The organism is Companilactobacillus mindensis DSM 14500 (assembly GCF_001434275.1).
GTDB lineage: Bacteria > Bacillota > Bacilli > Lactobacillales > Lactobacillaceae > Companilactobacillus > Companilactobacillus mindensis.
Genome location: NZ_AZEZ01000053.1, coordinates 22,301 through 29,941 on the forward strand (window position 1 = coordinate 22,301; position 7,641 = coordinate 29,941).

The 7,641-nt window shown below is 38.0% G+C and carries 9 protein-coding genes; 5 read left to right on the top strand and 4 right to left on the bottom strand.

Translation table 11 applies throughout. The features are described from left to right. Entirely contained in the window at positions 1-1,218 is a 1,218-nt protein-coding gene (locus tag FD29_RS05175) for an ABC transporter permease (protein ID WP_057887892.1), read from the bottom strand. A gap of 2 nt (positions 1,219-1,220) precedes the next feature. Further along, positions 1,221-1,955: an ABC transporter ATP-binding protein gene (locus FD29_RS05180; RefSeq protein WP_057887893.1), complete on the bottom strand. Its 735-nt coding sequence runs from the start codon at positions 1,953-1,955 to the stop codon at positions 1,221-1,223. Between the two features lie 88 nt (positions 1,956-2,043). Between FD29_RS05180 and FD29_RS05185 the strand changes: the two genes are divergently transcribed. The 3 genes from FD29_RS05185 to FD29_RS05195 all read left to right on the top strand — a co-directional run bounded on the left by FD29_RS05185 (position 2,044) and on the right by FD29_RS05195 (position 3,774). Then, complete coding sequence (locus tag FD29_RS05185) at positions 2,044-2,472, top strand: HIT family protein (protein WP_057887894.1); 429 nt, start codon at positions 2,044-2,046, stop codon at positions 2,470-2,472. A 2-nt stretch (positions 2,473-2,474) separates the two neighbouring features. Continuing rightward, positions 2,475-2,762, top strand: coding sequence for a hypothetical protein (locus tag FD29_RS05190; protein ID WP_057887895.1), 288 nt, complete (start codon positions 2,475-2,477; stop codon positions 2,760-2,762). A 112-nt stretch (positions 2,763-2,874) separates the two neighbouring features. Beyond that, positions 2,875-3,774 (top strand): peptidylprolyl isomerase PrsA, encoded by a 900-nt coding sequence (locus FD29_RS05195; RefSeq protein WP_057887896.1) that lies wholly within the window; start codon positions 2,875-2,877, stop codon positions 3,772-3,774. 71 nt (positions 3,775-3,845) lie between these two features. Here the strand turns inward: FD29_RS05195 and FD29_RS05200 are convergent, their stop codons facing one another. Beyond that, complete coding sequence (locus tag FD29_RS05200; protein WP_169787455.1) at positions 3,846-4,658, bottom strand: MFS transporter; 813 nt, start codon at positions 4,656-4,658, stop codon at positions 3,846-3,848. A gap of 12 nt (positions 4,659-4,670) precedes the next feature. Next, complete coding sequence (locus FD29_RS05205) at positions 4,671-5,192, bottom strand: PadR family transcriptional regulator (protein WP_057887897.1); 522 nt, start codon at positions 5,190-5,192, stop codon at positions 4,671-4,673. 467 nt (positions 5,193-5,659) lie between these two features. Between FD29_RS05205 and FD29_RS05210 the strand changes: the two genes are divergently transcribed. Together FD29_RS05210 and FD29_RS05215 are read left to right on the top strand one after the other, a co-directional pair. Further along, positions 5,660-6,118: a universal stress protein gene (locus tag FD29_RS05210; protein ID WP_057887898.1), complete on the top strand. Its 459-nt coding sequence runs from the start codon at positions 5,660-5,662 to the stop codon at positions 6,116-6,118. A 51-nt stretch (positions 6,119-6,169) separates the two neighbouring features. Then, complete coding sequence (locus FD29_RS05215; RefSeq protein ID WP_057887899.1) at positions 6,170-7,537, top strand: Nramp family divalent metal transporter; 1,368 nt, start codon at positions 6,170-6,172, stop codon at positions 7,535-7,537. Positions 7,538-7,641 lie beyond the last annotated feature (104 nt).

The window sequence follows — 7,641 nt, forward strand, 5'->3', positions numbered from 1 at the left end:
TTAATCTAGATATTTTTTTAATTGTCTTGGCATGTAGAAATAGTTGACGAAGATCAAAACTGCCAATCCAGCAATAATGATGATCAAACTATTCATACCGAAACCAAATTTGTAAAGAATGGCTATTGCACTGATCACCCATTGAATCAGTAAAATAGCCGTACTCAATTTAGTAAAGTCGGCAATTTTGGTCTTGCCTCTAATGGGATAAAGTCGTTGCATTAAATTTTGCATAACTTCCTTAAAGTAAGGCTTGAGTTGGAAACCAACTAGATAGATGAAAAGCATTTCAACTATCAAGGAAATATAGAAATTATCTATCAAAGCTAACATAATAGCCTGAATGATCGTCAAACGCAAAAACAATCCTAAATATTCGTTGTTCCGGACGAATCCCCGTGCAAACAAATACAAATAAGTGTTTTTAGGATTCTTTTTGATTGGTTGATAGAGCCAATCCAACCACTTGCGACGTCTGATCTTGCTAGTGACGCCTGGTACATCGGTAAAGAGATTGTAGAATCGTTTGATACGAAACATCCGTTGGTTCTCAGTTTCGATAGCGTACTTCCACTGTAATTGACCGCTAGTCTCTAATGTTTTTACACGAGCATTCAAGAAAAAGTAATACAAAACAGCCACGATAAGCATCGTCCAACTGAACAAATAAGTCGCTACGATCAAAGAAACCAACAAAAGTATATTAGAAACTAAACGCATCTTGAAGTTGCCAATTTTATCCCGACCGTATAGCTCTAACAAGTTTATATTCAATGAACCTAATTTGTAGACGATAAGACCGACTGCTATCGCCACAATATCAATGATCCGTAAGCCAGCACCTCGAGAAGCAAAAGCTGACAATAAAAAGTTGACCATCGCGACTGTTACAACTGGCATGAAGCTGCTGTAATTTTTAGCCGAACGGAAATATTTGTAAAATTCTTTTTCCTTAACTAACAAAAAGGTACTGTCGGGTTCTTCCAATAAAGTTGCTATCCCACCGACTTGTACCGCCAAAAATAAAATCACGATCACGATCGGTTTGCCAAACGTCAAGGTCTGATGGATCGTACCCAACAAGTTCGAGTACCAAAATCCCAAAGCACCGATCAAAACGATGAAGGCCAACATGAAATTATCATTGAAGATCAATCTGAGGTATTTGAACTGATTAAGTTGATGTCTTCTTAAACGTTCACTCCATAATTGCCCCATTTTTAAAGATCCTCATTTGACATCTTGATGTAAATATCATCAAGATTGGAATCTTGTTGCATATTGAATTTGGCCTTGAGTTGATCGAGCGTTCCGTCAGCTCGTACTTGACCATGATTGATCAAAACGAACTTGTCGGCGTGATCTTGAACGGTTGCTAATACGTGAGTTGACATCAAAACTGAGCAACCAGCCTTTTTCTTATTTTCAACAATATTCAACAAATCGTTGACTGCCAAGGGATCAAGTCCAGTGAACGGCTCATCGATAATGAACAAACTCGCATCAGTCATGAAGGCACAAACGATCATAACTTTCTGTTTCATACCTTTGGAAAAGTTTTGTGGGAACCAATCCAACTTATTGTCTAGACGGAATGTCTTCAATAATTGATTGGCACTTTCCCAAGTCTTATCGTGATCAAGGCCGTAAGCCATGATAGTCAGATCAATGTGTTCTCTCAACGTCAATTCTGGATAAAGGATCGGCATTTCGGGAACATAGGCGATCTTCTTGCGATATTTTTCAACATCGTCGTGCAGACTGATCCCATCGATCAAAATTTGACCACCACGAGGAGTCAGCAACCCGATGATATGCTTGATCGTCGTCGATTTACCGGCACCATTCAGTCCAATCAATCCGACTACTTGACCACTTTCAACTGTGAAGGTTTCTTTCTTTAAAACTGATACTTGACCGTATCCTCCGGTCAGTTCTTTAACTTCTAAAGTCATGGATTAAACCACCTATATCTGTTTTTAATAATGTTATTATGATAGCATTGTAATTAATATAATGCTGTTTTTGAAAGGAGATTTTTACATGGATGATTGCATCTTTTGCAAAATAATTAACAACGAAATTCCTAGTACTACTATATACGAGGACGACGATATCAAGGCTTTCTTTGATATTTCTCAAGTGACGCCCGGTCACACTTTAGTTGTTCCCAAGAAACACGTCAAAGATATTTTTGAATATGACGAAGATTTGGCACAACGCGTCTTCAAGAAAGTTCCTATGATTGCTCGGGCCATCAAAGAATCAAATCCTGACATTATTGGTATGAATATTTGCCAAAACAACGGCGAAATTGCTTACCAAAGCGTTATGCACTCACATATTCACTTAGTACCTCGTTATTCAAAAGACGACGACTTTTCAATGCACTGGGGTGACAACACCGGCCTTGCAAGCAATGAAGAATTGCAAAGTCGCGCCGACAAGATCAAACAACACTTGGAGGACTAACGATGAAATTTTTTGCTGGATTTATGGTTGGAACAATTAGTGGCGTTGCCGTTCAACTATTCCAATCAAAAGATGCCATACCTAGTGTTAATGATACCAAGATATTCCAGAATATAAAAGATTTTAAAGATATATTAGGTGATCTGCAAAAAAATTCTGCAGTCGTACCCGAAGTTCTCTCCGGTATTCAAAAAGATATCGCTGATTATTCTGAAAGTATTCGTCCCGATGTCGAAGACTTACAAGATTCGATTCAAGAGATGAAATCAAACCTCGAAAAGTTCCATTAAATATAGTGCCAATTATGAATTTTTTGTGATTTTTTCTTAAAATGATAAACTATTCACTTTATTTTATGGTAGTCTTTTCAATTGTAGACATATTAATTAAGGATGTGTAAAGATGAATAAACGATTAACTAAATGGATCTTAGCTATTGCTGGTCTATTTATGGTAACAGTTGTTGCTGGTTGTTCTGGTAACAAGACCGTTGCTACACTCAAGGGTGGAAGAATTACCCAAGAAGAATACTACAAGGAAATGAAGAGTTCTTCTCAAGGTAAACAAACACTTCAAACAATGATCATCACTAAAGCTCTTGAAGACCAATATGGTAAAGATGTATCCACAAAACAAGTCAACAGTGAATACAACAAATACAAGAGCCAATACGGTTCATCATTCAGCTCTATTCTTCAACAAAATGGTATGACAACTGCCCAATTCAAGAAGAACATTCGTACTAACCTTCTTACAAAAGTTGCTTTGAAGAAGAACAAGAAAGTTACTAACAAGGATCTTAAGAAAGAATGGAAGAGTTACCAACCTAAGATTCAAGTTGCTCAAATTCTTGTAAGTAAAGAATCCACTGCCAAAGAAGTTATTACAAAACTTCAAAACGGTGAAGACTTCGCTAAGTTAGCTAAAGAATATTCAACAGATTCAGCCACAAAGAACAAGGGTGGCAAGATGGCTGCATTCGACAACGACAGTACAAGTGTTGATACAGACTTCAAGACAGCCGCATACAAACTTTCAAAAGTTGGCGACTACACAGATACACCAGTTAAGACAAGTTACGGCTACAGTGTAATCAAGCTTGTTAAGAAACCTGCTAAGGGTAAGATGAGCGATCACACAGCTGAACTTAAATCTAAGCTATACGCTTCATGGATGCAAGATTCAACAACTATGCAAGGTGTAATTTCTAAGGTATTGAAGAGAGCCGATGTTTCAATTAAAGACAGCGACTTGAAGGATGTTCTTTCAGGATATGTTTCATCATCTTCATCTAAGAAATAATTAAATTATTGATCAATTAAAAAAGTTCGAAGTGAGTTAAAAAACTCATTTCGAACTTTTTTTGTTATAAATTAATCTGTTTCGGTATTCAATTTCTTTGGTTCGCCGATGATAAAATGATTGGCCAAAGCAATGATCAAGAAGACCAAGGCAATTCCACACACGCCTAGCCACCCAGCTTTACTCCAAGCCCAAGTTGCAAACAGCGTTCCGAATGAGCCACCTAAAAAATAACTGAACATAAAAACCGAGTTGTTGCGACTGCTTTGTTGCCGATTCAGTGATTGCACGATTGCTTGATTAGAAACTTGACTGAACTGAGTCCCCAGATCCAATAAAATAATTCCAATAATCAAGAAAATCAAATCGATGCCCGCGGCAATCAAATATATATCTTGCCAAGGCATGATACTTCCTAATAATCCACTGAATGATCTGGACAACAAAATACCTGTCAACAGACCACTCAAGACGATTCCTAATACTTTTCCACGTTGCAAGACCGGTGCTAAATAGCCTGCAAAAGGAATAATTATTTGGGGCGCCACCGAAGTGATACCTATCAAAGCTGTAGCTATGGCAAAGACCCCAGCATTTGGTGCCCAAAATGCCAATAATAATGAACCAATGGACAAGATCATCATGAATTGAATCAGATGATATCGATCAAAAATGTCTCCCAAAGGCACAATCAGCAATAATCCAAACGCATATCCTAATTGTGTGATCATTGCCAACATCCCCACGACCGATTTGGAAATGCCAAAATCATTGGCAATCAAATTCTCAATTGGCTGAATAAAATTCAAATTGGCAACAATAACACCCGTTACTACTGCCATTAAAATAATTGTTTTTTTCGACAATGTTTCTGTTTCTTTCAAAAAATCCCCTCTTTATCGTTTCTTTAGTGCTTGACTGACCCAATCCAAAGCAGCTTTCGTTTTGACTTGTTCAAGTGAAATTACCCATCGAGCATTATCTAGATCTTCCGAAGAAATCTTTGTCTTTGCTAAATCTGTTCCTTGTTGTTTCAATAATCTTTGATTATCCAACAAATAATTTTGATAATCGGTCAAGATTTGGGACTGTACACTTGGATCTACTTGATGAAAATTACGAAACTTAACACTGTACGTAAACTCAACATTAGGATTAAGGGGCACCGCCTGTTGCATCAACTCCAAAAAACGCTCCCGACCTGAATTTGTAATTGTTGCAATTTTTTGCTTGTGTCCCGAATCCTTTTCTTTCTTCAGCGTTATATAGCCAGCTTCATTCAGACGTTTGAACAAGGGATAAATCATCCCAAAGCTGATTTTTCGCTGCCTGCCAACTATTTGCTGCAAGATTTGACGCATTAAATATCCGCTCATCGACTCATCCATCAGTTGACCTAAAACAAACAAATCATACATAATTTCACCTCATTTATATCAGTCTGATATATAATCAACTTTTCTAATATAGATCATTGTCATCGCAGTGTCAAAAAAGATTTATTTACTGAATCGTCGAAATATTTCTAAAAGTTAGCTTCTCTAAACAAAATAATCATAAATATCTAGATATTTTTTTCAATAAACGATACATCTTATAAAATTATAATTATAATTAGGTTGAACGTTATCAATTACCGATTGGTAATATTCCATTTATTCTATCTTGAGGTTTCAACTGAATCTCATTATCTTTATTAGACAGCTTGAATTTTTTTGACAATAATTTGTTCATCTCTGGGGATCAAACATAAATATTTACCCTACTAAAATATTTTTTTAGGGTCTGTTAAGGCTGTTCTTTACCTCTTGTGCTGTCTTTTAACACAGGTATTATATAAGTGGCACATAAATAATTAGATGCTTTTTGTAGGAGGAATTATTTTATGGATAAAAAATTAGAAAATCCCCTAGTATATCGACGTATCTTATTAACGGTGGATGAAGATGACCATGAATCAACCACACGGGCCTTTAGATTTGCTATCACACTGGCTCATGATTATGACGCATCATTAGGAATCGTTTCTGTTATGGAAAACGAAGACATCAATATTTTCGATTCATTGACACCATCAAAACTTAAAGAGAAACGTAACAATCTAAAAAAAATCGTCCAAGGATATGTGGATCAAGCTGAAGATAATGGTTTAACAAAGGTTGAGCCTCTCGTCTACGAAGATGGCGACGTTGATGACGTCATCTTAGAACGTGTGATTCCGGACTTTAAACCGGACTTGATCGTGACTGGAGCTGATACTCAATTTCCGCACTCCAAAATCACCGGAGCGATTGGACCCAGATTAGCTAAACGTGCTCCCGTCTCCGTAATCGTCGTCCGTTAAAAGCACGAGCCTCACACGTAGGGTCAAACTACGAAAAGAGGTTATGTCATTTTGAAACGTAATAACAACAAAGAGCACAAGAACCGTTTCGTCGAAGACACTGGTACTCAAAGAAAAAGTCTTGACGAGATCAACGGTTCGATCGATGTCCCAGACAATGCTGGCTACTTCAAAACGCTCTTGGCTTACACCGGACCTGGTGCACTGATTGCTGTCGGTTACATGGACCCCGGTAATTGGATCACTTCAATTGGTGGTGGTGCTCAATTTAAGTACACTCTTTTGAGTGTCGTTTTACTATCTAGTTTGATTGCGATGCTACTGCAAGCTATGTCAGCGAGACTTGGTATCGTGACCGGCCGTGATCTAGCTCAATTAACGCGTGAACGAACTTCCAAAGTCGGTGGCTTTATTCTGTGGGTCATTACCGAATTAGCTATCATGGCAACTGATGTGGCCGAGATCATCGGTTCTGGTATTGCCTTAGAATTGCTCTTTGGTTTCCCACTGATCGTCGGTATCACGATTACTGCTTTTGATGTTTTGATTCTGCTATTTTTAATGAAGTTAGGTTTCCACAAGATCGAAGCTATCGTCGCTACTCTGGTGGCCGTTATTCTCTTCGTCTTTGCTTACGAAGTCTTTCTTTCTAAACCTGATGCCATGGGAGTTCTTGGTGGCTACGTTCCTAGAGCTAAGATTCTTACGAACCAACCTATGCTTTACATGGCCTTAGGTATCGTTGGTGCTACCGTTATGCCCCACGACCTTTACTTGGGTTCGTCAATTTCGCAGACACGTAAATACGACATCCATGATCACGATTCCGTAAAGAAGACGATTCGCTTCACGATTGCTGATTCCAATATTCAATTGACTTTAGCTTTCATCGTTAACAGTTTGCTCTTGATTTTAGGAGCTGCTTTGTTCTTTGGAACTAACAGTGAACTCGGTCGTTTCGTTGATCTATTCAACGCTTTGAGTGATTCTAAAATCGTTGGTGCTATTGCCAGTCCAGTTTTGAGTATGCTCTTTGCCATTGCCTTGTTAGCATCTGGTCAAAGTTCTACCATTACTGGTACTTTAGCTGGTCAACTAATCATGGAAGGTTTCATTCATTTGAGAATGCCTCTTTGGGCTCAACGGCTCTTGACTCGTCTGTTCTCAATCGTGCCAGTTTTGATTTTCGCTATTTACTACCACGGCAACGAAGCTAAAATCGAAGGCCTCTTGACCTTCTCACAAGTATTCTTGTCCATCGCTTTGCCATTTGCCATGATCCCTCTGATTATGTTTACCAGCGACAAGAAACTCATGGGACCATTTGCCAACCGTCCTTGGGTCAAATATGTTGCTTGGATCGTGGCCGTTATCTTGATTATTTTGAACATTCAATTGATCTGGACAACACTATTTTAAATAATTACATATTAATTTATTGTTAAAAAAAGACTATATCCACTAAATTTTGCGTTGGCACCTGTCAAGTTGACGTTTGAAATAATATAAATTTGAATAGTGTT